Origin of the sequence: Aquimarina rhabdastrellae (genome assembly GCA_947387485.1) — a bacterium.
GTDB lineage: Bacteria > Bacteroidota > Bacteroidia > Flavobacteriales > Flavobacteriaceae > Aquimarina.
In genome coordinates, this window is record CANDNT010000001.1 from 905,519 (window position 1) to 930,645 (window position 25,127).

Annotated in this window: 19 protein-coding genes; 10 read left to right on the top strand and 9 right to left on the bottom strand. The window is 31.7% G+C overall.

Translation table 11 applies throughout. The features are described 5' to 3' along the window. Window positions 1-391: 391 nt before the first annotated feature. Window positions 392-1,615: a peroxiredoxin family protein gene (locus ACYEKI_RS03605; protein WP_459209795.1), complete on the bottom strand. Its 1,224-nt coding sequence runs from the start codon at window positions 1,613-1,615 to the stop codon at window positions 392-394. A 236-nt stretch (window positions 1,616-1,851) separates the two neighbouring features. On the opposite strand from ACYEKI_RS03605, the gene pheT reads away from it, so the two are divergent. From pheT to ACYEKI_RS03620, 3 genes are all read left to right on the top strand, one after another. After that, on the top strand, window positions 1,852-4,278 hold the full coding sequence (gene pheT / locus ACYEKI_RS03610) for a phenylalanine--tRNA ligase subunit beta (RefSeq protein ID WP_459209796.1): 2,427 nt from the start codon (window positions 1,852-1,854) through the stop codon (window positions 4,276-4,278). Between the two features lie 120 nt (window positions 4,279-4,398). Then, a complete protein-coding gene (locus tag ACYEKI_RS03615; RefSeq protein ID WP_459209797.1) occupies window positions 4,399-4,635 on the top strand; it encodes a putative signal transducing protein in 237 nt (78 codons plus the stop codon). Between the two features lie 30 nt (window positions 4,636-4,665). After that, window positions 4,666-4,866 carry a hypothetical protein gene (locus ACYEKI_RS03620; protein WP_459209798.1) on the top strand — a complete coding sequence of 67 codons (201 nt, stop codon included), beginning with the start codon at window positions 4,666-4,668 and terminating at the stop codon, window positions 4,864-4,866. A gap of 80 nt (window positions 4,867-4,946) precedes the next feature. Here the strand turns inward: ACYEKI_RS03620 and ACYEKI_RS03625 are convergent, their stop codons facing one another. Further along, window positions 4,947-6,569, bottom strand: a complete 1,623-nt coding sequence (locus ACYEKI_RS03625; RefSeq protein ID WP_459209799.1) for an ABC-F family ATP-binding cassette domain-containing protein — start codon at window positions 6,567-6,569, stop codon at window positions 4,947-4,949. Between the two features lie 182 nt (window positions 6,570-6,751). Between ACYEKI_RS03625 and ACYEKI_RS03630 the strand changes: the two genes are divergently transcribed. From ACYEKI_RS03630 to ACYEKI_RS03640, 3 genes are all read left to right on the top strand, one after another. Further along, window positions 6,752-8,170, top strand: a complete 1,419-nt coding sequence (locus ACYEKI_RS03630) for a TlpA family protein disulfide reductase (protein WP_459209800.1) — start codon at window positions 6,752-6,754, stop codon at window positions 8,168-8,170. 142 nt (window positions 8,171-8,312) lie between these two features. Then, window positions 8,313-8,816 (top strand): hypothetical protein, encoded by a 504-nt coding sequence (locus ACYEKI_RS03635; protein WP_459209801.1) that lies wholly within the window; start codon window positions 8,313-8,315, stop codon window positions 8,814-8,816. 104 nt (window positions 8,817-8,920) lie between these two features. Beyond that, window positions 8,921-9,958, top strand: coding sequence for a DUF1028 domain-containing protein (locus ACYEKI_RS03640; RefSeq protein ID WP_459209802.1), 1,038 nt, complete (start codon window positions 8,921-8,923; stop codon window positions 9,956-9,958). Between the two features lie 54 nt (window positions 9,959-10,012). Here the strand turns inward: ACYEKI_RS03640 and ACYEKI_RS03645 are convergent, their stop codons facing one another. The 4 genes from ACYEKI_RS03645 to ACYEKI_RS03660 form a co-directional block, all read right to left on the bottom strand. Next, window positions 10,013-10,897, bottom strand: coding sequence for a DUF2911 domain-containing protein (locus ACYEKI_RS03645; protein ID WP_459209803.1), 885 nt, complete (start codon window positions 10,895-10,897; stop codon window positions 10,013-10,015). Window positions 10,898-10,987: 90 nt separating this feature from the next. Beyond that, on the bottom strand, window positions 10,988-12,001 hold the full coding sequence (locus tag ACYEKI_RS03650) for a threonine aldolase family protein (RefSeq protein WP_459209804.1): 1,014 nt from the start codon (window positions 11,999-12,001) through the stop codon (window positions 10,988-10,990). Window positions 12,002-12,056: 55 nt separating this feature from the next. Continuing rightward, window positions 12,057-12,506 (bottom strand): RDD family protein, encoded by a 450-nt coding sequence (locus ACYEKI_RS03655; RefSeq protein WP_459209805.1) that lies wholly within the window; start codon window positions 12,504-12,506, stop codon window positions 12,057-12,059. Between the two features lie 44 nt (window positions 12,507-12,550). Continuing rightward, window positions 12,551-14,992 carry a zinc-dependent metalloprotease gene (locus ACYEKI_RS03660; RefSeq protein ID WP_459209806.1) on the bottom strand — a complete coding sequence of 814 codons (2,442 nt, stop codon included), beginning with the start codon at window positions 14,990-14,992 and terminating at the stop codon, window positions 12,551-12,553. A 122-nt stretch (window positions 14,993-15,114) separates the two neighbouring features. Between ACYEKI_RS03660 and prfB the strand changes: the two genes are divergently transcribed. Continuing rightward, window positions 15,115-16,219 (top strand): peptide chain release factor 2 gene (prfB, locus tag ACYEKI_RS03665; protein ID WP_459209807.1). Its coding sequence is split into 2 segments (ribosomal slippage): window positions 15,115-15,177 and window positions 15,179-16,219, totalling 1,104 coding nucleotides; the frame shifts between segments, so codons are not numbered across the junction. A 5-nt stretch (window positions 16,220-16,224) separates the two neighbouring features. Continuing rightward, complete coding sequence (arsC, locus tag ACYEKI_RS03670; protein ID WP_459209808.1) at window positions 16,225-16,575, top strand: arsenate reductase (glutaredoxin); 351 nt, start codon at window positions 16,225-16,227, stop codon at window positions 16,573-16,575. Between the two features lie 86 nt (window positions 16,576-16,661). Here arsC and ACYEKI_RS03675 read toward each other — a convergent pair whose 3' ends face one another. Further along, complete coding sequence (locus ACYEKI_RS03675) at window positions 16,662-19,586, bottom strand: proprotein convertase P-domain-containing protein (RefSeq protein WP_459209809.1); 2,925 nt, start codon at window positions 19,584-19,586, stop codon at window positions 16,662-16,664. Between the two features lie 499 nt (window positions 19,587-20,085). On the opposite strand from ACYEKI_RS03675, the gene ACYEKI_RS03680 reads away from it, so the two are divergent. Together ACYEKI_RS03680 and pdxH are read left to right on the top strand one after the other, a co-directional pair. After that, window positions 20,086-20,964, top strand: a complete 879-nt coding sequence (locus tag ACYEKI_RS03680) for a phosphatidylserine decarboxylase (protein ID WP_459209810.1) — start codon at window positions 20,086-20,088, stop codon at window positions 20,962-20,964. Window positions 20,965-21,222: 258 nt separating this feature from the next. Then, window positions 21,223-21,831, top strand: coding sequence for a pyridoxamine 5'-phosphate oxidase (gene pdxH, locus ACYEKI_RS03685; RefSeq protein WP_459209811.1), 609 nt, complete (start codon window positions 21,223-21,225; stop codon window positions 21,829-21,831). Window positions 21,832-21,952: 121 nt separating this feature from the next. On the opposite strand, the gene ACYEKI_RS03690 is transcribed toward pdxH, so the two are convergent. Next, window positions 21,953-24,259 carry a spondin domain-containing protein gene (locus tag ACYEKI_RS03690; RefSeq protein WP_459209812.1) on the bottom strand — a complete coding sequence of 769 codons (2,307 nt, stop codon included), beginning with the start codon at window positions 24,257-24,259 and terminating at the stop codon, window positions 21,953-21,955. A 180-nt stretch (window positions 24,260-24,439) separates the two neighbouring features. Continuing rightward, window positions 24,440-25,081: a Crp/Fnr family transcriptional regulator gene (locus ACYEKI_RS03695; RefSeq protein ID WP_459209813.1), complete on the bottom strand. Its 642-nt coding sequence runs from the start codon at window positions 25,079-25,081 to the stop codon at window positions 24,440-24,442. Window positions 25,082-25,127 lie beyond the last annotated feature (46 nt).

Genomic DNA, 25,127 nt, shown 5'->3' on the forward strand with positions numbered 1-25,127 from the left:
AAAATAAAACTCGTTTTTTAATCAAATTAAATTTGAAACATACTAACATTAATTGCTTTAGTTAAAGTGAGTAAGTATAAATCGTAATGTAGCTTGCGTCACAAAGTGATCTGCATCATCTTACATTCCTTTTAATCCTATTAGATTTGCCATCGAAATGATTTCATTTCTACACATTATAATAATATACCCAATAATTGCTATGGCTATACAACACCAGTTCATTCTGTTTCCCCTGTTTTATATTTTTTAGCAATTATAGAATACCTTTTACAGTATTCATTTGTAGTCTATCTATATTGTCCTTTGCCCTAAAAAAATCTATCACTAACAAAATAAGGGCAATGTAGATGACTACACTGCCCTTATTTTATTTTTGTTAAATATCCTATTATTCAGCCATAAGCTCTTCCATAAAGCTTTCAAACTCTTCTTTAAATTCTGTATATTTTTTCCCTGTAGCAGGTCCATTAAATCCTGTATGAATCTTTCTTACTGTACCTTTTTTATCTATAAAAATAGATGTAGGATATGAAATAATATGGTTCAACATTGGTAATTTTTGCTGTGCTTCTTCCTTGTCGGTAGAACCATATTGAGCTAATAATACAGGATATTCAACTTTTAATTTCTTCTTTAAACGATCGATGGCTTTAAATGCTTTTTCTGATGTTTTTGCATTTTCAAAAGCTAACGCAACAAATTCGAAAGGTTTTCCTTTATTTCTACTAAAATAGTCAACATAATACTTAGTTTCATCCATACAATTAGGACACCAAGTTCCCATAATCTGTATTACTTTTACTTTATTTTCAAATTGAGGATCAGAAAGAGAAACTCTTTTTCCGCTTGCATCTGGAAACGAAAAATTCAACGTTTTAAATCCTTCTTTTAAATACGTTAAACTATTAGCCGAAGGCAATTCGTAAGCATCATTTCTTTTTGCTGAAAAAGGTTCTTTCCAATGGTTTCCAGAATAGAAATAACCATCTATGATACTATCAGAAACTTTGGCTGTAAATAAAAAGGCATGACCACCATCAAAAGTTGATAATTTTAACTCATCACCATCCACAACTCCTTCTAAATAACGATAATCTCCTGTAGTTGTTCTAAAAGTCCCCGTTACTTTATCTCCTGCTTGTTTAAATATCCCTTTGGCTATATATCTATCTTTTTCACTGTCTTTACTAAAAACTGTTTCCCAGTTTCCTGTAATATTAAATTTTGCCTTTTTATTTAGTACAAATCGCTTATCTACACCATACTCTGCTTTAAAAGGAACATTTCTACCTACATTTTTTTTGATAAAACTTCCCGAAAAATTCATATCATCCTGAATTTTTGCTACAATATACCCTTCAAAAACTGGCATATAAATGCGAATTGAATCATTACTAATAGTTACTTCATCTACATAAATCTCTTCTTCTGCATTGTAAATTTTTATTTTCTTTTGCTCATCTACTGTAAAAATAAACGGTAAACTCTTTTCGTCCATAACAGCCAACTCGGCTCTCCATGTTCCCGATTTAATCGTCAATTCTTTTTTATTTGTTTCACTTTTACAAGCTAACATCAAAAGCGCTAACAAAAATACTCCTAAATTTTTCATAACTAATTCTCTATAATTCACTTATCAAGTCTGTCTTTCTTGTCGTTCCTTTCACTTAAAACAAAAAAATCAAATCTTAAAATAGGCATCAAAAGATTATATTCTAATAATTCTATTAATCTAAAAAGCAAAAAGTGCTATTTGAAAGAAAAACTAAAGCGATAAAGTTACTTCTTTTTTAAATAATGAAATGGCATTTATTATATTTGCGATTCATAAAATATTAAGAAGTATACATGAAGATTTCATATAACTGGCTGAAACAATTTATTAAGTTAGACTGGGATGCTGAAAAAACGAGTGAATTGCTTACCGATCTTGGTTTAGAGGTTGAAGGAATAGCTCCTTATCAAAGTGTAAAAGGTGGTTTAGAAGGTGTAGTTGTAGGACACGTATTGAGTTGTGAACAACACCCTAATGCAGACAAACTTAAAGTTACCAAAGTTGATTTGGGTGGAGAGACACCAGTTCAAATTGTTTGTGGAGCGCCTAATGTTGCTGCAGGTCAAAAAGTTCCTGTTGCTACTATAGGAACTACGTTATATGATGAAAATGGTGAAGCTTGGAAAATCAAGAAAGGAAAAATACGAGGTGAAGAAAGCCACGGTATGATCTGTGCCGAAGATGAACTAGGTTTAGGAAAAGGTCATGATGGTATCATGGTTCTTGACGAAACTATTGCTGTAGGTACTAAAGCTTCTGAAATTTTTGATATAGAAAATGATACTGTTTTTGAAATCGGATTAACACCTAATCGTGCCGATGCTATGAGTCACTGGGGTACTGCTCGTGATCTTAAAGCTGGATTAAAACAAAAAGAACTTTCGTTTGAGCTTATTACACCTTCTGTAAGTAGTTTTCATGTCGAAAATAGATTACATAAAATAGATATTGATGTTAAAGATAGTATTCTTGCTCCTCGTTATTGTGGTGTAACTATCTCTGATATCAAGGTAGCTGAATCTCCTGCTTGGTTACAACACCGTTTAAAAGCTATAGGTTTAGCCCCAAAAAATAATGTAGTTGATGTTACTAATTATGTTTTACATGAATTAGGGCAACCTCTTCATGCTTTTGATGCAAAACATATTTCTGGAAATAAAATTGAAGTAAAAACAGTTGCTCAAGGAACAAAATTTACTACACTTGACGAAGTTGAACGCGAGTTACATGCTGAAGATTTAATGATCTGTGATGCAGAAAAACCACTTTGTATTGCTGGTGTTTTTGGAGGTCTTAACTCTGGTGTAACAGAACAAACTACTTCTATTTTCTTAGAAAGTGCTTATTTTAATCCTGTAAGTGTACGTAAAACAGCAAAACGTCATGGATTAAATACAGATGCTTCTTTTAGATTTGAGCGTGGAATCGATCCTAATGTAACAGAATATGCGCTTAAACGTGCTGCTCTTTTAATTCAGGAATTAGCTGGTGGACATATTTCTAGTGATATAACTGATTTATACCCTAAAAAAATTGAGGATTTTCAAGTATTCTTATCTTTTGAAAATGCTACAAAACTAATTGGTGAAGAGTTACCAAGAGAAACAATTAAGAGTATTCTTTCTTCTCTTGAAATCAAAGTTAATAATGTTACAGAAACTGGTATTGGTCTTACTATACCTGCTTATCGTAATGATGTACAACGTGAAGCTGATGTTATCGAAGAAATTTTACGTGTGTATGGATATAACAATATCAAGTTTACAGAAAAACTAAATGCTTCTATTTCTTCTGTTAATAAATTTGAAGATTATAAAGTACAGAATGTAATTGCTAATCAACTTATTGGTCAAGGATTTAATGAGATGATGGCAAACTCACTTACTACTCCTAATTATATTAATTTAAGTGATCAACTTAAAGAAGAGCATAATGTAAATATCTTGAATCCTTTAAGTCAAGATTTATCGGTTATGCGTCAATCTTTACTTTTTTCTGGTCTAGAAGCTATTGCTTATAACAGTAATCGCAAACGTTCTGACTTAAAATTCTTTGAATTTGGAAAAACATATCACCAGTATGAGAACGAACGTGTAGAGAACAAACACTTAAGTGTTTTTGTTACAGGAAATAGATCAAAAGAGAGTTGGAATACACCATTAAAACAAAGTGATTTCTTTTATTTAAAAGGTATTTTAATTGCTATTTTAGATCGTTTAGGATTAAAAGGACTTAAATCTAGCCCTATTAAAAATGATGTTTTTGCTGAAGGTATGGTATTAAGCTTAGGTAAAACTAAAATGGTAGAATTTGGTATTGTCAAAAGAACAATTCTAAAATCTTTTAGTATTAGTCAAGAAGTTCTTTTTGCTGATTTCAACTGGGATAATATTATTGAGTTTGCTAAACGTAATAAAATTAAGTTTAAGGACATTCCTAAATTCCCAGAAGTAAGACGTGATTTTGCCTTATTGCTAGAAGACAAAGTAACGTTTGAAGAAGTTCATACTATAGCAAAACAAACAGAGAAGAAATTACTTAAAAATGTAGATTTATTTGACGTTTATCAAGGAGATAATTTACCTGACGGTAAAAAATCTTATGCTGTAAGTTTCATTTTACAAGATGAAAACAAAACTCTTACAGATAAACAGATTGATAAAATCATGAATAAATTACAGCAAAATTTTGAATCAAAGTTAGGTGCCGAATTACGCTAATATATAGTCGTTTTTCTATCCAATTGAATATACAAAGGAGTGTGATTTATAATTAATCACACTCCTTTTACTATTCTGAAATTATGTTTATCTTAGAATTATTATTATAAAATACAATTTATGAATTTATTTCCCGAAAGTGATTATGAACGTGTATACACAGGAAGTTTAATTAATGTGCAATTTCTTCAGAATGTATTACAAGATAGTGGTATTAACTCTCTTACCAGAGATGATTTTGAATCTGGATTAAGAGGAGGTTTTGGAGGTGGTCTTCCTAACCAAATACAGTTATTTGTAAAAAAGACAGATGCAGAAAATGCATTACCTATAATCGAAAAGAGTTTGGCTAATTAAATCTACTCATCATAAAACCTAAATATACCTATGGACTCTAATTCTCAAAATAAAAAATCGTGGAATCTTATTATTGGAATTACTCTTGTTCTTTTTGGATCACTTAGATTGTACAACAAATTTCAACAAGAAGATCCTTCTATGATAAGGATAATACTTACTATAGGTTTTATTGGATATGGTGGATTCTTGATTTATAATCATTTCTCAAACTCAGATACAGATCAATAGAAAGAATCTTATTCTATCATAAAAAAAGAGCGCGTAATTGAATTACGCGCTCTTTTTTTATGATATCGAAATGCCTCTTATTAAGAATACATTTTTTCTCTTAATTCTTTTACTTTATTATCAGACATATACTCATCAAACGTCATGTAACGATCAATTATCCCATTAGGAGTAAGTTCAATTACACGGTTACCTACAGTTTGAGCAAATTCGTGATCATGTGTTGTAAACAACACCGTTCCTTTAAAGTTCTTTAACGAGTTATTAAACGCTGTAATTGACTCTAAGTCTAAGTGGTTAGTAGGTTCATCTAGCATTACAACATTAGCACGAGTCATCATCATTTTTGACAACATACAACGTACTTTTTCTCCTCCAGATAATACATTACATTTCTTTAAAGCCTCTTCTCCACTAAAAATCATTTTACCTAAGAAACCTCTAATGTAAACTTCTTCTCTTTCTTCTTCTGTCGTTGCCCATTGACGTAACCAATCTACTAGAGTTAAATCACTCTGGAAATACTCACTATTATCTGCTGGTAAATATGATTGACTAGTAGTTACACCCCAAGCGTACTTTCCAGAATCTGCTTCTTGTTTACCATTGATAATTTGGTAAAACGCAGTTGTTGCTCTAGAATCTTTAGAAAAAATAACTACTTTATCTCCTTTGGCTAGGTTAATATCTACATTTTTAAATAGTAATTCTCCTTCTACACTAGAGCTTAATCCTTCAACATTTAATATTTGATCTCCAGCTTCTCTATCTCTATCAAAAATAATTGCAGGGTATCTTCTACTTGAAGGTTTTATTTCTTCAATATTAAGTTTATCAATCATCTTCTTACGTGAAGTAGCTTGTTTTGATTTAGCTACATTGGCACTAAATCTAGCGATAAACTCTTGTAATTCTTTTTTCTTCTCTTCGGCTTTTTTGTTTTGTTGAGCTCTTTGTTTTGCTGCTAATTGAGATGACTCATACCAAAATGTATAGTTTCCGCTATAGTGATTGATTTTAGAGTAATCAATATCAGAAATATGAGTACATACTGCATCAAGGAAGTGACGGTCGTGAGATACAACAATTACCGTATTATCATAATTAGCCAAAAAGTTCTCTAACCATGTTATTGTTTCATAATCCAAATCATTGGTAGGCTCATCCATGATTAATACATCTGGATTACCAAATAAAGCTTGTGCTAATAATACACGTACACGTTGCTTATTATCTACATCGGCCATTTTGGTATAATGCAAATCTTCTTTGATCCCCAAGTTAGAAAGCATTGCTGCAGCATCACTATCGGCACTCCATCCGTTCATTTCTTCAAACTCCACCTGTAATACTCCTACTCGCTCTCCATCTGCATCATTAAAGTCCGGCTTTGCATAAATTTCGTCCATTTCTTTCTTTATACGATACAATGGTTTATTCCCCATTATTACAGCTTCGAGAACTGTATATTCATCATATGCATAATGGTTTTGCTCTAGCACAGACATACGTTTACCTGGCTCTAGGTGTACATGTCCTGATGTAGGTTCCATAATACCCGATAATATCTTTAAAAAAGTAGATTTACCGGCTCCATTAGCCCCAATGATACCATAACAATTACCTTGTGTAAAAGCTGTATTTACTTCGTCAAACAATATACGTTTACCGAATTGAACCGAAAGATTAGAAACTGATAACATTTATATTAATATGTTTTTTTTTGGATTTGCGCAAAAGTATAAAATATGCGTAACATCAAGAAACATTCTCTCTTTTATTATATAATTAACGTATCATTAACTCCGCTACTTCTTTCTTACTCATATTTTTGTTTACTTTCAATAAAAGTCTTATTATGGCGTTTGGGTATATTGGCAATACTATGAAAATATTTTTACATGTATTTACAGTTTTATTCTTCGGAATATTATTTCAAAGCTGTAAAAAAGCTGAATTAGATCATAATAATAAGGGAAAGGTCTATATCGGTGGAGAAATTGTAAATCCAGAAACCGATCATGTCATCTTCTATATTAATGAGGATAAAGGTGATACTATATATCTGGATAAATACAATAGATTTTCTTTTAAAGTAAATTCACTTAAAGAAGGATTATACAACTTTAAACACAATAGAGAATATCAATTGATATATCTACAAAGTAAAGATAGTATCCTACTTAGATTAAACACACTTGAATTTGACGAATCTCTCGTTTTTACTGGAAATGGTGCAGAAAAGAACAATTTCTTAATTAATACCTTTTTAATTAATGAAAATGAACGCTCTTTATTGAGAAAGCATGCTAAACTAGCACCTGAGCTTTTTAAAAAGAAACAAGATTCTATGCTTCAAGACAGACTTACCATGTTTAATCGTTTTGTAAAGAAATACGATTTTGATCTTAATACTATAAAAGTCTTGAGGTCTTCTTTTTTATATGATTTTTATGCAAGACACGAAATGTATTTAAGGAGACATTATGGTTCTATCACAGATATTGATGCTATTTTAACGAATATGCCTAAAAACTTTTATGTTTATCGCGAAAAAGTAAATTTTAACGATACTGTTTTAAATAGATTATATGCCTATAATAGATTTTTAAATAACTATATTTTTAATGATTCTTTTATTTATGAATCAAAGCATCCAGCGATAAAAAAGCATCGCTACATGAAAGTATTACATCGACTTGATTTTATTGATAGTTTGATTCAAAAACCTGCTATCAAAGATCCTATTCTTAAAAATACTGCTTATGATTATATAAAAGAAAGCCATCCAGCAAAATATTCTAAAATTGTTTTAAATCGTTTTCTAAAACAATGTAGTAATAATGAATTTAAAAATGATTTAAGAAAAGTTGCCTATACTGCAAATGGTCTTACTCCTAATAACGAATTACCAGAACAAAAAGTAATAGCGCTAAATGATTCTATTATATCTCTTAATTCACTATTACATAAACCTATTAATGTAGTTTATTTTTGGTCGGTAAGTTTTCCTTCTCATTTTAAACGACTACATACCAAAGTAGCACACTTAAGAAAAAAATATCCTCATGTTAACTTTATTGCCATAAATATAGATAACAAACAAAATCAAAATTGGAAACACGCTGTTAAAAGGTATAATTATGATCCTCAATTTGAGTATGCATTTGATAACATAAAATGTTCTATAGAGGATCTTTTGATTTACAATCTTGATAAAGTGGTTGTGGTTGAAAACGATGGTAATATTATAGATTCAAATGCAAAATTTTCTGTTCATTTAGAAAAATTATTGCAGCAATAATTTACTCCTAATCTTAACATTTTATAGACTAGTTATTTTATAACTAAATGTGTTTCCTTATCGCTATGCTTTTGACTTGTTTTTATTATGTTAAAACATCACGATTAATTTTATTACTTTTATAAAAATCAAACACATCATCATGCAAATCGAAACATACAAGCTTAAAGGTTGGGAAGATAAAGAAACAGGTCTACTCATTGCCGAAAATGAAGATTGGATTCTTGTTAAACACATCCCAATTGACTATCAAATAGATGGTTATAAATTATATGCTAAGCAATTTGTTAAAAAACGAAAACCTCATAAGGATCAAGAGCTAATTAAACGTGTTTTAGAATTAAAACAAATAGCCATAACTCCTCCTACTTCTTTTGCTTTTACGGCTATAGCAGAACTATTAAAATGGAGCGAGACTACTTATGGTTTTTTCGAATTTCAAGAGAAAAAACAATCAGAATTATTTTATGGTAAACTCCATCATTTACATGAAAATACATTTATGATAGATCAAGTTTTGGCAGATGGTACTTTAGAAAAAGCTTATGCTTATGACTTCTCGCTGTCAAAAATTCGTTCGATTAATTTTGAATCTGATTACTTTGAATCTCTACGTTTATTAATGTACGATGTTAATAACGAATAATGTAGGTTCATAAACTTTTGCTATTCTTATTTTATTATTACAGCTATCCCTTATACGGATACAATTTATATTATTACATATTCATTATTAAGTACCCTAATCACATGAAATCATTATTATTACCTCAAAGACAAATCATTCTATTTTTATTTTTAAATTTCTTTATCTTTTTTAGTAGTTATGCTCAACATACTTTTTCTATTGTTGCTATAGATCCAGCTACTGGTCAAATAGGTAGCGCAGGTGCTACTTGTTTAGATAGTGTCGATCTCAACGGTGAAGAAGGTGCTTTAGTTATTAGTGACATTATTTTAGGTAAAGGAGCTATTCATACTCAAGCGGCATGGTCTCCTACCAATCAAAATGCTGCCAGAAACCGAATGTTGAACCATAATGAAACACCTCAACAAATTATCGATTGGCTCGTAGCAAATGATCCTGCTTCTGGTTCTATTAATTCTAGGCAATATAACATTGTCTCTCTTAATGGGCAAAGCGCTGGATATACAGGAAGTAGTGCTCACAATGAAAAAGGACATCGTATAGGAACAAACTATGCTATTGCAGGAAACATTCTTATCAGTACTCAAGTATTAGACGATATGGAAACTGCGTTTTTAAATACCTCTGGAGATTTGGCTACCAAACTTATGGCTGTAATGCAAGCTGCAAAAAGACCTGGTGCAGATGCTCGATGTACTTCTGAAGGAGTTAGTTCTCGTTCTGCTTTTATTAGAGTAGCTCAACCATCTGATACGGATAGTTCTTATGGTAATTTATGGTTAGATATAAATATTAGTGCTACACCTTTTGGTGTAGAGCCTATAGATGAGTTACAAACAGCTTATGATGCTTTTATAGCTACATTAAGTACTAGAGAAATTTCAGATAACCCTGTTACTATTTTCCCTAATCCAGCAAAAAATATACTGAATATTTCAAACATTGCAAAGACTTCTATAAATACTCTTGAAATCTATACTATTACTGGTAAGAAAGTTTTTTCTACATCCATATCTGCTAATAAGAAACTAAATTCAATTGATCTATCTACATTATCAAATGGTTTATATCTCGTTAAATTCATGCAAAAGAATACTACTGCTCATGTAGAAAAATTAATCATTAATAAACAATTTTAATTTCGAAATAAAGAAAAGGAGTAGTAAGTTAACTTGCTACTCCTTTTCTTAAATTTATCTTTTATTTATCTTATCTATAAGTAATTCACATTTTGCTATATAGCCATAATCGCCACTTGAACTTTTCTTTGCCATCGCCAAAGATTGTTCTACAAACTTTTTGGCAGTTTTATAGTCTTTTTGAGTATATGCTAATTCTGCTCTATAATATACATACCAAAAAGCATTAGGTCGTAATGCTATGGCTTTATCAAACCATTCTTTGGCTAGATTAAGATTTTTGTTTTTATGATAATAAAACTGAGCTGCATCAAAATATGTAGCTGCTTTTATTTCTCCTTCTGCATTGATGATTTTATCTTCTATCTCTTTAAAAGTTAAAGCATCACTATCTACAAAAACAGGTAACACTATTTTTGTATTTTCCCATTTGATAATTAAATCTCCTCCATTAGCATGAAAATTTTCTGTACTTATACTTAAAGTTTCTTGTGTATCATTTAAGCTGTGAACTGGCGATTTAAATCTAATAAAATCATCTTTTGAATCATATCCTCCTGCACCCCATAACTTAGCATTTTTATGAATAATTATCGTCCATTCTTTTTGCCCTGGGATAGTATATAAAGCATATAAACCTGCTGGTAACTTATTTCCTGCGATGGTAACATCTTTATCAAAACTTAATTTTGTTGAAGCATTAGCACCAGTACGCCACACTTTTCCGTAAGGGATTAATCCTCCAAAAATAGGTCTATCTTTTTTACTTGGTCTTCCGTAATCCAAAGTTAATTTGGCTAATCCTATTTGCTGTTCTACTTTAATCCTAGGACTAAGACTTGCCTTTGCAATTTGAGCTTGAACGGTTGTTAAACTCATAAAGAACAACAATATCATTCCTCTTAAAGCAATGCGTTTATATACTCTTATTTTTTTCATAATTGTAAGTTATTTAAAAGGTATGTCGTAGGATTATTAATTTCATTTTACTATTTTGAAATAATTAACATATTTGAGGTTTCCTATAATCTAGAAACCTTTTAAAATACTGATCAATCGCTCATGCATTTCATCTGTATAGTCCAAATGTGTTACAAAACGTAACTTCCCTTGTCCCATTCCATAAAAATGAACATCCTTTTTTGCCATTTCTGTTATAAATTCTTCCTCTTTTTTATCTGTAGAAAAAATAACAATATTGGTATCTATTGGTTCTACATTAGTCACAAAAGATAATGTTTCTAATACCTTTCCTATTTCTTTGGCTTTTTTATGATCTTCTGCTAGTCGTTCTATATTATTTTCTATTGCATAAATTCCAGCAGCAGCCATATATCCTACCTGTCGCATTCCTCCACCTAATACTTTACGCACTCGTATAGCATTTTCCATATATTTAGCATCACCTATCAAAACTGACCCCATAGGTGTTCCTAACCCTTTACTCAAACATACAGAAATGGTATCAAATTGCGCTCCATATTGCTTAGTACTTTCGCCTCTGGCAACTAATGCATTCCATAAGCGTGCACCATCTAAATGAAATCCTAAATTATGAGTATCACATACTTTGCGAATCTTTTTTATTTCATCAAAATCATAGCAAGCTCCGCCTCCTTTATTGGTCGTATTTTCAAGACATACTAAACTCGTTAATGGACTATGATAAAAATCTGGAGGATTAATAGAAGCTTCGACTTGAGCTGCTGTAATCATTCCTCTACGTCCATCTATTAACTTACAAGATACTCCGCTATTAAATGAAACTCCTCCTCCTTCATAATTATATACATGTGCATATTTATCTGCTATCAATTGCTCTCCTGGTTGCGTATGTAACTTAATAGCTGCCTGATTAGCCATACTACCCGAAGGAAAAAATAAAGCTTGATCTTTACCAAAAAGATTAGCTATCTTTTCTTCTAACGCATTTGTTGTTGGGTCTTCTTTATATACATCATCACCTACCTCTGCCTGTACTATTGCTTCAAGCATTTCTGGTGTAGGTTTAGTTATTGTATCACTTCTTAAATCTATTTTCACAGGTATTCTCTACTTTTTTATTATATATTATTACAGTTTATTAATTATACTGTAGTTATTTTATTAGTGTATTCATTTTTACTACAATGGTTCCTGCCCATAAATCACCTAATCTTTGATGTTTTTCTGTATTCTTTATAGTTAATATTCCTACTAATCCAAAGAACCATATATCCAATTGATCTAACATATGTCTTTTTAAAGATTCTGTAAAAGTTAAATTTCTATTTTTACCACTATCCGGAATTACTTTCAATCCCACCAAAGAATTTCCTATTGTTCCGCCCATACCACTTTCTAATCCTACTATTAATACTACCCATATAGTTATTGGTATTATCACAAGTACTCCACTCAATTCATACTCCCCTTCATTATTCGGCGTACCAAATATAAAAATCGATAAAAATACGAGTAGATAAATAATACTATAATCAATAATTCCGGCTAAGATCCGTCTACTTATATTTGGTTTGGTTATTATTTTTTGCTCCAATTGTCTCACTTTTATTTTATCACCATCGCTAACAAAAGTCTTTTCTTCTGCTATTAATAATTATTTAGTTCACAAACACCACTACCAATTGGTGATCCATCAGGTATTTTTGGAGATCTTTTTAATTTAAAATCCTCTGGTTTCTTTTCAAATGTCTTAATTTGATTGATATAATATGTTGTATATATTTCGTTTACACCTTCACCTTTGTTAGACTTTAACCATTGTGCTAATTCGTTGATCTTATAATTAGCAATAGCTCTTACTTGTGCATAGCTATTTTCTTGTGTTGCTAAGTTCATCAAGTATTTTAAAACATTTGTATTTATAGCATGTCGAACTTCGTTTAAATACGAATCTTTATAGGATTGTTTAAAACTTGTTTTTAATAATTCGTCTATGACCGTTATTAAATCTAATTGTTTTGTATCCATACTTTTTTGTTGTACTAAACGTGATGCACGCTCTGGATGTAACAACAAGCCTAATGTCATTTCGCTAGCTGTTACTGCAGCACTCAATGCATCAAAACCAACTCCTGTAACTCCTTTAAATGATTCTCTCGAACGGCTATAACCATAAGCTCTAGGTGGAAATAAGCTTAATTTTTCTTTAGGTATTGCCAATGTTTCAGCCTTTAGTGTATTCAATACCGCTTCTAGCGCTTCTTTTTGTTGTTTTTGATCTACAATACTTACTATCTCTTGTTGACTTCCTTTGGTTGCATAATTGTAATTTAATCCTCCTATTAATTTTATAGCAGCCTCTGTTTGATACCTATGAAAGAAATATAGTGGTACAAAAACATCTTCTAATGTCGAGTATGTTTCATTACTTCTGATATTATCTTGAGAAAAGTTTGTTATAGCATGTGATCTCACTTTTAAAAGTCGATTCAACTCTTCGCTTGCATTCGTTCCATTATCCCAAAGATGTGCTATAGCATTTGCTCCTCCTCTAGGTCGAGCGTCACTATCGGTAATAAAACGCATTCCTGCTTTATAGGCATCATCTAATATTCTATTTAAGGCTGCTTTTTCGTTCCCTTTTTTTCCGAAATCACTATAACTATAAGCTACAGATACTTTATCCCATGCGCCAATTTTATCATCGTAAGCACCAGAAAGTTCTATCTTGTTATTCTTTAATTGTACCAAAGGATGTGGATAATCCATTACAGAAGCTCTATCATGTGCACTTGCAGCAAAATTATGAGCAAAACCTAAAGTGTGTCCGATTTCATGAGCAGATAATTGTCTAATTCTAGCCAAGGCCATTTCTAACATAGGTTGGTAATTTGCATCGCTCTTTGCAAATGGCTGATTTAATAATGCTTGAGCAATCAAGAAATCTTGTCTAATCCTTAAACTCCCTAAACTCACATGTCCTTTTAAAATTTCCCCTGTTCTAGGATCTATTACACTAGCCCCATAACTCCATCCTCTAGTAGAGCGATGTACCCATTGAATTACATTATATCTCAAATCCATAGGGTCAGCATCTTCTGGTAACATCTTGATTTGAAAAGCATCTTTAAACCCAATCGCTTCATATGCTTGATTCCACCATGCTCCTCCTTCTAATAAAGCTGAACGTACTGGTTCTGGTGTTCCTGGATCTAAATAATATACAATAGGTTCTTTGGCTTCACTTACAGCCTCCTTAGGATTTTTCTTTTCTAAGCGATGTCTAGTGATGTATCTTTTTACTATAGGTTCTTGTACAGGTGTAGCATAATCGAGATACGAAATAAATAACGCACCACTTCTAGGATCAAATTCACGCTTTTGGTATTTATTATCTGGTAATTCTACAAAAGAATGATGTGTAATAACCGAAACTAACTTAGCATTAGGCGTTACTGATCTTATATTATATCCTTTAGGTTTCCCTTTAAATGTCAATAAGGCTTCGAACTCCACATTTTTAGGAAAAGCTTTTATTTTTTCTAAACTCAAAGCGCTCTTTGAAGCATCAATACTATAATTACCTTCTCCTCGTTGCTGTAAACGATCTGCTACTCCATGTGCATCTTGCATTAAAAACGGAGTAAAATCTATGATGAAGGTATTGTTTTTTTCTTCTAAAATTTTAAATCCAAAAAGTACTGATTTTGCAAAAGCTTGCTCAATACTTTTCTTTTCTAAAGTGTTATCTGTATTAGCTCTGTATCGCTTATTAGGTTGTATCAATAATAGTTTATTACCAGCTCTTTCAAACTTTACAATAACACCATCTCCTATTTGCCCCCTATCTAATCCTATATCATTTGATCCTACACCGCTTGCAAGGGAATACACATACAAAAACTCTGTACCTAACTTATCTACTTCTAAGTAGATTTTATCTTCTTTTTGACTATAGTGAAAGTCAAAATAGCCTTCATATTTTTGTAATTCTCCTTTTTGCTTCAAAAATTGAGCTTGTAATATATGGCATATTAATAGTGTACAAACTAAAACTACTGCCCTTTTATTCAATAATTTAAATTTCATAAGAATTGCCTTCTACAGGTATTTTTTGGTTTTATCTACTAGTGCTTTAAAACTATAAAAATATCCCTAATTTATTTCCTACTGAATTGTTAAATCCTATTTTTGCTAAAAACTAATTTTATATGATTAATACAGAGATTTTAAATGATCTTAGAGAGCGCCTGGTTGTGTTAAGGAGGTATCTTTGACATTGATGCCAAGCTTATAGAAATATCTAACGAAGAAGAAAAAACCTTTGCTCCAGATTTTTGGGATAATGCAAAAAAAGCTGAGGAAATTTTACGTGCTCTAAATGCACAAAAAAAATGGGTCTCTGATTATGATCAGAGCGTTGCCCTAGTAGATGACCTAGAAGTTACTTATGAATTTCATAAAGAAGGAGAAGTAACAGATGAAGAATTAAACAAGCTTTATCAAAGTACACTCGAAGTTATTGAACATCTTGAGTTTAAAAACATGCTTAGAGAAGAAGGAGATCGTTTAAGTGCTGTTTTACAAATTACTGCTGGTGCTGGTGGTACAGAAAGCTGTGATTGGGCTGCAATGCTTATGCGTATGTATCTTATGTGGGCAGAAAAACAAGGTTTCAAAATTAAAGAGTTAAACTATCAAGCTGGTGATGTAGCTGGTATAAAAACAGTTACTCTAGAAATTGAAGGAGATTATGCTTTTGGATGGTTAAAAGGTGAAAATGGTGTACATAGATTGGTACGAATTTCTCCTTTTGATAGTAATGCAAAACGCCATACTTCTTTTGCTTCTGTTTATGTTTATCCTCTTGCCGATGATAGTATCGAAGTTGATATTAATCCATCTGATTACGAAATCATCACTTCTAGATCTAGTGGTGCTGGTGGACAAAATGTAAACAAAGTAGAAACAAAGGTACAATTAACTCACTTTCCTACCGGAATTCAAATTTCTTGTTCTGATTCTAGATCACAGCACGATAATCGAGAAAAAGCATTACAGATGCTTAAATCTCAGTTATACGAAATTGAGCTTAAGAAACAGCAAGCGCAACGTGACGAAATTGAAGCTTCTAAAATGAAAATTGAATGGGGTTCTCAAATACGTAACTATGTAATGCATCCATACAAATTAGTAAAGGATGTACGTACTGCCGAAGAAACAGCTAATGTTGATGCGGTTATCGACGGAAATATAAGTCCTTTCTTAAAAGCATACCTTATGATGATGGGACAAAAAAATGAAGACTCTTTATAAAATATATGCTTATGAAAATCTATCACAATCCTAGATGTAGCAAATCGAGACAATGTTTGGCTATCGTCGAAGAAAAAGTTCCTGAAACCGAAATTGAAATTGTAAAATATCTAGACACTCCCTTATCTGAAACACAATTAAAAGAGATCATTGGGTTATTAGGTATAAAGCCAATAGAATTGGTTAGAAAAAATGAAAAAATCTGGAAAGAGCACTATAAAACACTAACACTTACTGATGATGAAGTGATAAAAGCTATGTGTGAACATCCTAAATTAATAGAGCGTCCTATTGTTATTCATGATAATAAAGCAATTATTGGTCGACCTCCAGAAAAAGTTTTGGATATTCTTTAACGTACCGTTCTTTTTTAAAATATCAAAAGCGGTTGTGAGTTAATTCACAACCGCTTTTATATTATTCTTCAATAGCGAATTATTCGTTATTCTATTACAATACGCTTATTAAGTCCTGATTTACCATTTCCTAACTTAACGATATATACACCAGATGGTGCATAAGACATATCTAAATCATAGTTATAACTACCATTCTCATTATCTAATCTATAATGTAATAGTTTTTGTCCTAACATATTGTAAACATTCAAGTTTAATCTTTCTTTAATCTCTGTTGTATTTAAGTTGATTTTAAACTGTTTGTTTCCTGTATTTATTACTGTAAAATCTGCATCTTCTAATAATAAATCTTCTATACTTAAAACTGCACCTTGACTACAGAATTTAAGTCCCCAGCTTAGTAATTCTCCTCCATCACCATTAAAATCATCCGAAATTGATAATGTCCAATCTCCTACTGGTGAAACTCCTGTTAACGTACTTAAATCTCCTTCTGGTCTAAATGTTCCTGTAAAAGGAGCTGTTCCTGATGTAATAGGAGTTGATGCTTGATCATCAAATACAGTATTTGTATAGTTATCTCCTGGTCCTCCATTATCTGTAGATAATTCTACCTCAGTTCCGTTTGGTGCAATTAGTTTAATATCTAAATCTGCTACATAAGTATGTGTAAGGTTAATGCTTACATTAACATCATCTATCAATACATCATCGTTTACAGTAATCACAGATGTAGTTACATCACCTGCATCAGGTCCTACATTTTGAGTTTCGTTATTTACATATTCTGCACATGAAAGATTACTAATTGTTACAGATATTCCATCATTTGAATTATCTCTATCTCCTACTAAAGAAGTATTAGCTGCTACTTCATATTCACCTAGACTAGATAAATTTACTGGCGCCGAAAAAGTAAATGTTGTTGTTGTTGCTGAAGCTAAAGTTCCTGTAAAAGTTTCAGTTACTGCTGCTCCACCATTAATTGTGTAAGACACATCAAAATTACTTTGCTCTGTTCCTCCAAAATTTTCTAAAACTACTGTTACAGTTTCATCACCTAATCCTTCACCTGAAACAGGGGCTGTAATTTCTATTACTCCTATATCGTTTCCAAATAAATTAGTAATTACTTCTGTTGTAGAGTTGTTTGAAGAAACTGCATCGTCTGTTAAGTTTACTGTAGCTACTACAGTGTAAGATCTACCCTCTTCAGACAAATCTGCTTTTTGAGCAAATGTATATTGACTACTCTGTTCTCCTTCTATCGTTCCTGTAAAAGTTTCTGTTACTGTAGCACCTCCATCAATTGTATAAGACACTTCAAAATTAGAAACCGCTTCAGACCCAAAGTTAAATATTGTAATAGTAACATCCTCTTGGTCAGAGTGTACAGGTACATCTGCTATATCAATACTTACTGCTCCTATATCTTTAGTATCAACTGGCGCAATCTGGAATACCCCTACAACATTAGCTCTTCCTCCTGTTGCCATATATTCATTGATAAACCACATTTTTCTATCGTTATTAGGATCTACATCCATTTTTCCATAATCTCCATAACGAAGACCTGGGATATTACCATTACCAGCTGCTACAAGAGTTTCATTAACTGTCATTGTTCCTAATGGATCGTTAGCAAATCTTCCTGTATAGTATGAACTTACTACAGTATTAGTTGATCCTCCCATACCTGTATATCCCATAACTAAGTTTCCGCTAGAATCCATCATCATTCCACCCATCCAAGCATGTTTTCCTTCTGGTGCAGTATAAGTACCTTCTTGATGAATTGTCCAAGGGTCACCTGCAGCGTTTTGTCTTAATTCGTACCATCTTATTCCTGCACGTTCTCCACCACTTCCAGCATCTACATTTACTACAAAATTAAATATAGCTGAGTTGTATCCATCAAATTGTCTAAACTGAGCTTGATTCATTACTGTTGCTTGTAAAGCATCAATAGCAATACCACCATTAGGCTGATCTAAGTTTGAAAAATCTCCTCCATCAAACACACCTACAAATGGTGTAGTTGTAATTTCTTGTGGTGCAGAAATTGTAGAATTATTTGGTGTTTCAAAATCTACATTTACCGTCCATATTTTTATATGATCCTCAGAAATTCCTGAATAAGCATCATCTTGTAAGTATACAATAGAAGCATTTCCTTCTGGAGGAAAATCATAGTTACTTATGTTAAATGCCTGTGGACTGTAAAATCCACTAGTTGAAATTCCTGGTAAAGGAAAAGCTATAATTGTAGCTGAAGCTTCTCCAGCTAACATTGCTGCTCTATCCATTACAAAAATAGCACTAGAAGTTGATGCTGTTGAAGAATTTACATTTGCAGTCATGTAATATCCATCACTCCATACAGACACTTTTTGATAATCATCTATATTAGCATATGTATACACATTCCAACTAGTGTTTACTGGATCTTCTTCTGTAGAAACAGCTACTTCTACGTTTCCATTTCTATATAAATATGACATTACCCATCTTCTGGCTTGATTATCATACGATATAGTCAAATCACAACATCCTCCTGGTGTAAAAATATTATTTGGAGAAAGTTGATCTGTTAATGCATTACCCGATTTATCAAATATTCTATATCCAGTATTAAATACTACCACTACATGATCTGGTCCTACTGCCAAAGCTGGATCTGTTGGACTTGAGTTAGAAAATGCAGCATCAAATACTAATTCAGGAGTTCTTCCTGGAATAGCTCCTTGCAGATATGCATCTTTTTTTGCGAGAATATCATCTCCAGTAGATCCTTTACCTATGATCACTTTGTTTTTTGAAGATCTTCCATCTAGAATTTCTCCTTCAAAGTTTTCTGCAGGGATTAAATCTGTTCTTGATGATAATGGAGCTACTACTCGCATTGAAACTGACTCTGAGGTGTAATTTGGTCGAGCCACATCTTGAGCTTTTGCACCTACGCCCATAAGTAGCATAGTGCAAAAAGCAAAAATTGATTTTTTAAGCATGTTTTAAATTTTAAAATGATTGTGTGTGTGTTAATTCATGAACTTTAAAAATGCTACATAAAATGTTTCTTTATATACACTCTTTTAGTTCATTTCATACTCAAAAATAATAATTTTAACGAATTAATAATAAAACAGTATCATTTAACGTTTTTTATTTAACATAAAAAGTAAACAACTTCATTTATATCAAATAAATTAACATAATCACTTCTTTTTTTACAAATAATTAAAACTTATAATAGATAATGACCATATAAGTATAAAAACAAAACATTAACACCTTCTTAAACAAGACATTACTCTTTTGCTTTATTAATTATTTTTTAAGCTATTATTATTTCTTTTTTAAAGATTCTCAGCTACTTAAAAATCAACACTATTTTTTTTAAACTTTTTAAATTTTATTTTTTTTAGTGTTTTATTTAACTTAATATCTAAGTTAGTAGTACTTTTATCCATTATAATACCTTTTAATAACCTCAAAAAATAGAAATTGATGGATTCTATTATTTTTATTGATAGAAAAACTGGGGAGAAAATAAAAGAACAAACTCCAAGTTCTAAAATGTTAAGTTTTTTATACGGAACTATTTTTGGAAAAATTTCTTTACATCTTTTATTTAAACGAAAAATAGTTTCTGTTATTGGGGGGTGGTACATGAATTCAAAAGCTTCTCAAAAAAAGATTGCTCCTTTTATTTCTCAATATAAAATGGATATGAACGAATACATTTGTCCATCAAATGGTTTTCAAACTTTTAATGATTTCTTTTATAGAAAAATTAAGCCTGAGGCTAGACCTATTGCTCAAGGTATTGTTTCTCCAGCTGATGGAAAAATTGTAGCCTTTCAGTCCTTAAAAGATGTAAAATCTTTTTTTATAAAAGGCACAAAATTTACTGTTGATAGTTTTTTAAATAATAATACTCTAGCACAACGTTATAAAGATGGTGCTATGACCATTATAAGATTAGCTCCTGTTGATTATCATAGATTTCATTTTCCTGCTACAGGAACTGTTTCTGCTACTACATTAATCAATGGTCATTATTTTTCTGTTTCTCCTCTGGCACTTCGTAAAAGCTTGGATCTATTTTGTCAAAATATTAGAACATACAGTACCTTAGAAACAGAAGAACATGGTTCAATTCTTATTTCTGAAGTTGGTGCTACTATGGTAGGTAGTATTATTCAAACTTATACTGCTGATGCTAAAATCAAAAAAGGTGATGAAAAAGGATACTTTGCCTTTGGTGGATCTACTTTGGTTTTATTTTTTGAAAAAGATACTATTCAATTCAATCAAGATATTATAGCTAATACTCAAATGGGATTTGAAACTGTTATTAAAATGGGAGAACAAATCGCTATTTAATTTTATTCCTTTAATTCGTTTTTAAAACTATGACATAAATCATATAAAAATATACTAGTTGATCATAGTTTTGTGCTATAATTATATTTTTCAGTATTGTTATTAAATAGCTATTTTTTTAGCTATTTAATTGTAGTTAATATATAAAGAAGTAAGACCATATCTTATATAGTCTTACTTCTTTTATTTCAAATGATATTCATCATACCTCATCTTATTTCTATCGTTCATATTTACATTTTTAAATTCTTCTCTACTATGCATGATGATATTTTTGATGTAAATCACAATCCAATGCAACATTTTCAGCAATGGTTTTATAAAGTAGAACAACATAATTCTATAGTAGAAGTTAATACCATGACATTATCTACTATTGGTATTGACGGTTATCCCAAAAATAGAATTGTATTACTCAAACGTTTTGCTTGGGATGGTTTTACATTTTTTACAAGCTATACTAGCGAAAAAGGAATTGCCATAACTCATCATGATAAAGTAAGTCTTCATTTTGATTGGAGAAAAGCACATAAGCAAGTTATTATTCAAGGTACAACAACCAAAATAGCTTCAAACTTATCTGATGGTTATTTTGATAGTCGCCCAGAAGGAAGTAAACTTGGTGCTTGGGCTTCTAAGCAAAGTGAAACTCTCTCTTCAAAAAAAGTATTAACTTCTCGTCTAGAACACTATAATCGCCAATTTAAAAACAAATCCATTCCTCGACCAGAATATTGGGGCGGTTATTTAGTTACTCCTATGGTTATGGAATTTATAGATACATCTTCAGTTCGATCTCATCTTCATGAAAAATATAGTTTACAAAATGATTATTCATGGAAAAAGGAATCTTTTTATAATTACTAATGTTTTATATACATAAAAAGACCTTTACTTATTAATAAAGCAAAGGTCTTTTCGCTATAGAACTAACCAGTTCATCCCCAAAAATATTTATCTTAAACCATCTTAAAAATCATTAGTGATTTTATTGTGGTTGTACGTCAATACTTACAAAGTTGTATCCTCCTCTTGGATCACCTAACCAAGTAACACCTGGAGCACTATTAATTACTCCTTTACCGAATTGAACATCTTCTATACTACCTACTCTTCTAATAGTGGTATTTGAATCTGCTGGCCCCATATTTGGTCCACTTTGTCTTGGTGCTTGATACATCCCAAATCCTACTGCTTCATCTTCTTCTGTACCGGCATCAAATAAATAGGTTTGACTACTACTTGACATTCCAGAGAACGGTACACCATCTGCATCAAATAATGCTACTCCGTTATTGTTATAACTAATAAACCAATCATTAGTTTGTACTACCATTGTACCAAATCCTAATTTATATTCTTGTCCTTGTGGCACTTGAATTGTAAATGTTAAGCTTTCTCCTGGTCCTACTGGTGCTGTTTGGTCACTACCTACAACAGGTAATCCTAATCCTTCTAAATAATCGATCGCAACTTGGTTATTACCATCTTCTGCAACTTCTTCTACTCCGCTTGCTGGTCTAGCATCTTCTCCTTGAGTAAACCATGGATCCTGATTTGTATTAAAAGCATATACTAATCCTGGTGATAGTACACTAATCGCTGTAGCTAATCTTAATGGAGCTCCTTGTGAACCTGTTTCATTAAACCAGTTGTATAATTCTGTTGGCACTCCTGCTTCTCCAATTCTTTCTAAACCTACACCTCTATCAGGCTCTCCTTCTGTAAATAATGGATTATCTTGTGCGTGTAATACTACTAATCCTGGTGTAATAATTCCCATATCAGTTCTTGTAATCTTCAATATAAATTGGCTATTAGCAGCATCCCATTCTATTTCAAAACTAGCATATGAACTTACATCTAATGTTTGAATTCTCACTGTATTATCATCATCTGGATCACCAGCAGTCATACCGTCTGGTTCTGTTGCTATTGTTGAAGGATCTTCTTCTTCTGTTCCTCCATCCCATAAATAGATTTGGCTAGTAATATCTCCTGTGATAGGTTGGTTGCTACTATCAAATAAAGTAACTCCTTCTCCATTAGGGGCAAAAAACCAATCATTTGTCATTGCACTCATTGTAGCAAAACTAAGCTTAGCTCCTGGTTGTGCTTTAAAAGGTATAGAATAACTTGCTCCTGTAGTTGTTAATGGCCCTGGAGAGCTTGCTCCGTCTGGCGTATTAAATACATGAGTTGCTAAATAATTAATCTCGTTTTTAATTGTTACAACAAAAGTTGTTAAGTTATCCGTTGCTGAGTTTTCACTTCCAAAAGTTGGTGTTTCATCTTGTTCCCAATCTGAAGCACTATCTCCTTCTCCATCATAAGCGATACTATAGCTTCCTAATGCTACATTAGGTACATATTCTCCAGCTGTCCAAATTCCAGCTCCAACAGCTACGTTTTCTCTAGCACTTCCTGATGCTCCCCATTGTACAAAATCTATAATTGCATCTGAGCTACCAAAGCTATTATTAGAATATAATCCTAATCCTTCGCTATCTCCTAATTCATTCCAGTTTAACACTAAAAATTCTCCAGGAGCTAATTGTTTATTTCCGCTTTCTGGTGTAATATTCTCAATCTGAATATACTGTCCTGGACCTAAACATAACCAATATGGATCTAAGTCAACTGTTACGTTTCCTTTATTATATAATTCTATTAATTTATTTTCTCCATAGTTTACTTCATTAAATACGACAGAGCGCACTGGTGCCATTAACATATTAGCCGCTCCAAAAGTAGGAGTTGTTGTCTCTGCCCAATTTGCAGCTCCATTACCATCTCCATCAAAAATAATACTGTGATTATCACTAGTAACTTCTGGTACAAATTCTCCTGCAGTCCATAATCCTGCTGCTACTGCAACGCTTTCTCTAGGGCTTCCTGCTGCTCCGTATTGAACGAAATCTACTATAGCATCTGCATTGGTAAATTCGTTTGTAGCATATAATCCTATTCCACCTTCGGTATCCGGTAAAGACATAGGTAATACTACAAATCCTCCAGCAGGAACTGTTGTATTTCCACTAATCGGTGTTAAATCTCCTATTCTTTGATAGTTTCCTGGTCCTAAGCATAGCCAAAAATCGTTAAGATCAGCAGCTTCTTGTCCTTTGTTTAAGATCTCGATTTGATCAGTTCCTCTATATTGTACCTCATTTAATACAACATTTGCAACTTCTCCTTGATCGTCTGGTTGTACTACTGCTACCGCATCGTCATCATCGCTACAAGAAGCGAGAATTGAAAGTACTGCAAAAGCACTTAACATTGTTTTTTTCATAGTCAATTTTTTATTTTTCTTTTCAACAAATATATATTTATCCATTACTGAATCACGGTGATAAAAGTTACTTAAGACTGTTAAAAAAATGTTAACTATAAAATTAAAAAATGCTTGTAAGTACCATAAAAAAAGGGCATTTGAAAGATTCAAATGCCCTTTTATATTTCTTAAATTTTTCTATATCTGAACTTGTGTTAGTTCTATATGTCCCTTATGTTGTATTAACCAATTTGAAGATTGTAGCTTTTTAGTTATTCTTGAAATGACTTCTCTAGAGGTTCCCAAATCTGAAGCTATTTGTTTATGTGAAATTTGTATTTCTCTGGTCTTTTTTAGCTTTGCTTTTTTCTTTAAATAACCAATTAATCTATCTTCAATTTTATAACAAACAATCTGTTTTGTCGTATTTAAAAGATCTTCGTAATTACGTTGAAAATCTTTGAGCACTATACGAGTAAAAGATGGATATTTAATAAACCATTCTTTGACTTTATTAATGGGTAAACACAATACAGAGGTATCTTCTTCTGTTTTTGCTGAAAAGCGTACTGGTTCTTGATGAAATAAATGGTTGAAACTTAAAATACAGCTTTGATTTGGATAGATGTAATATAATAAAAATTCTACTTCATCTTCTTCGGCATACATTTTAATCAATCCATCTAAAATTATAGGCAAAAAACTTAAATAGCTTCCTTGTCTTACAACGTATTCTCCTTTTGGCACGTTTTTTATTTCGCCATGAGCTATAATTTCTTTTTTTAAATCAGCTTCAATAAAAGGGAAACATTGTGAAATTTGTAATTTATCAATTGTCATCTTTAGGTTAAGTTATTTTTCGTTAATTCAGTCGCTTTTTAACTGA